The organism is Cellulomonas septica, from assembly GCF_012396155.1.
Taxonomy (GTDB): Bacteria; Actinomycetota; Actinomycetes; order Actinomycetales; family Cellulomonadaceae; genus Cellulomonas; species Cellulomonas septica.
This window is the reverse complement of the sequence record NZ_JAAXOY010000566.1, coordinates 1-2,366: the sequence shown is the minus strand read 5'-3', so window position 1 is coordinate 2,366 and position 2,366 is coordinate 1. Positions and strand designations below refer to the sequence as shown.

General features: G+C 74.0%; 2 protein-coding genes. Both read left to right on the top strand.

Annotated features, from left to right (window positions below):
• Positions 1-4: 4 nt before the first annotated feature.
• Positions 5-808 (top strand): ABC transporter ATP-binding protein, encoded by an 804-nt coding sequence (locus tag HGA02_RS16625; RefSeq protein ID WP_343035552.1) that lies wholly within the window; start codon positions 5-7, stop codon positions 806-808.
• Positions 784-2,337 (top strand): hypothetical protein, encoded by a 1,554-nt coding sequence (locus tag HGA02_RS16620; RefSeq protein ID WP_168680238.1) that lies wholly within the window; start codon positions 784-786, stop codon positions 2,335-2,337. The genes HGA02_RS16625 and HGA02_RS16620 overlap by 25 nt, the downstream gene beginning before the upstream one ends.
• The last annotated feature ends 29 nt before the right edge of the window (positions 2,338-2,366 follow it).

Below are 2,366 nucleotides of genomic sequence, written 5' to 3'. Positions count from 1 at the left end.
CCCCGTGCCGGTGCCCGCGCCCGACGCCGCCCACCCCGCCCCGTCCGCCGCGCCCGCGCTCGCGCTGCGCGGTCTGTGGCGGCGCTTCGGCGAGAAGATCGCCGTCGCAGGCGTGGACCTCGACGTCCCGGCGGGCTCGTTCTACGGGCTCGTCGGCCCGAACGGCGCCGGCAAGACGACGACGCTGTCGATGGCGACCGGCCTGCTGCAGCCCGACGCGGGCACGGTGCTGGTCCACGGGCAGGACCTGTGGGCGTCGCCGCTGCAGGTCAAGGCCATGCTCGGCGTCCTGCCCGACGGCGTGAAGCTCTTCGACCGCCTGACGGGCGAGCAGCTCATCACGTACGCGGGCCTGCTGCGGGGCCTCGACCGGGACACGACCGCGGAGCGCACGCGCGACCTGCTCGCGGCGATGGACCTCACGAAGGACGCGGGCACGCTCGTCGTCGACTACTCGGCGGGCATGACGAAGAAGGTCGCACTCGCGTGCGCGCTCGTGCACGTGCCGCGCCTGCTCGTGCTCGACGAGCCGTTCGAGGCCGTCGACCCGGTGTCCGCGGCGAACATCCGCGACATCCTCGCGTCGTACGTCCGCTCGGGCGGCACCGTCATCGTGTCGTCGCACGTCATGGACCTGGTCCAGCGCATGTGCGACCACGTCGCGATCATCGCGGGCGGTCACGTCCTGGCCGCGGGCACCGTCGACGACGTGCGCGGCGACGCCAGCCTGGAGGACCGGTTCGTCGACCTCGTCGGCGGGCGCGTCAGCGGGGAGGGGCTCGCGTGGTTGCGCACCTCGTCCGACTGAAGCTCACGCTGCTGCGCAACGGGCTCAAGCGCAGCGTGTGGCAGGTGATCGGCCTGGTCGTCGGCCTGCTCTACGGGCTGTTCGTCACGGTGATCGCGGTCGCGGGGATCGTGACGGTGTCGGTCGCGTCGCCCGACATGCTGCCCACCGTCGTCGTGCTCGCGGGCTCGGCCGTGATGCTCGGGTGGTGGGTCGTCCCGCTCGTCGCGTTCGGTGTCGACTCGACCGTCGACCCGGCGCGGTTCGTGACGTTCGCGATCCCGCGCCGCCAGCTCGTCGCGGGTCTCGCGATCGGCGGGCTCATCGGCGTCCCCGGCGTGATGACGACGCTCGTCTCGCTGGGCACCGTCGGCGCGTGGTGGCGCGACCCCGCCGCGCTGGTCGCCGCGATCCCCGCGGCGCTGCTGTTCCTCGCCACCGCCGTCATCGGCAGTCGCGCGACGACGACGCTCGTCGCGCCGCTGGTCGCCCGTCGGCGCGTGCGCGAGGTGCTCGCGATCGTCGCGCTGCTGCCGATCTTCCTCATCGGCCCGATCCTGTCGAGCCTCGGCGGCGCGTTCGACGGTGCCCAGCTCGACGGACTGGTGAACGGCCTCGCGTGGTCGCCGCTGGGCGCCACGTGGGGCGTGCCCGCGGCCGTCGTCGACGGTGACTGGCTCGTCGCGCTCGGCCGCCTCGCGGTCGCCGTCGTGACGCTCCTGGTGCTCGCCGTCGCGTGGGACCGCAGCCTCGCGCACAGCCTCGTCAACCCGATCCAGGAGCGCGTCGGCGGCAAGGGGCGCGACCTCGGCTGGTTCACGCGGCTGCCCGCGACGCCGCTCGGCGCCGTGACCGCCCGCTGCCTCACCTACTGGGTGCGCGACCCGCGCTACGCGGCGTCGCTCGTGTTCATCCCCATCGTGCCGATCTTCCTGTGGTTCTCCTCGCCCGGCGGTGAGCTGCTGCTCATCCTCGGGCCGGTCGCCGCGTACTTCATGGGGTGGGGGATCTCGGCCGACGTGGCGTACGACGGCTCCGCGTTCTGGACGCACGTCGCCGCACCCCTGCGCGGCTCGGTCGACCGGCTCGGCCGCGTGCTGTCCGCCGCCCTGCTCGGCGTGCCGCTGGTGCTCGTCTGCGTCGTCGCACCCGCGCTCGTCGTCGGTCGTGCCGACGCGCTGCCCGCGCTCCTCGGCGTCTCGTTCGGCGTGCTCCTCACCGCATGGGGCGCGTCGAGCATCGCGTCGGCGCTCGTCGTCTACCCGGTGCAGAAGGCGGGGGAGAACCCGTTCCAGACGAAGTCGAACGGCGGGACGACGGCCGTGGTGTCGCAGTTCGCCGGGTCGCTCGCCGTCGCCGCCGCGTCCCTGCCCGAGGGGGTGCTCGCGCTGATCGCCGTGCGCCAGGGGATCGCGTGGCTCGGATGGGTCACGCTCGTCGTCGGCCTCGCGCTCGGGACGGTCGCGCTCGTCGTGGGCGTGCGCGTCGGCGGGCGGATCCTCGAGCGACGCCAGACCGACCTCCTCAAGCAGCTCGTCGCGTTCGCCTGACGCCGCCGCGTCGCGGCCCGCCCACGCCG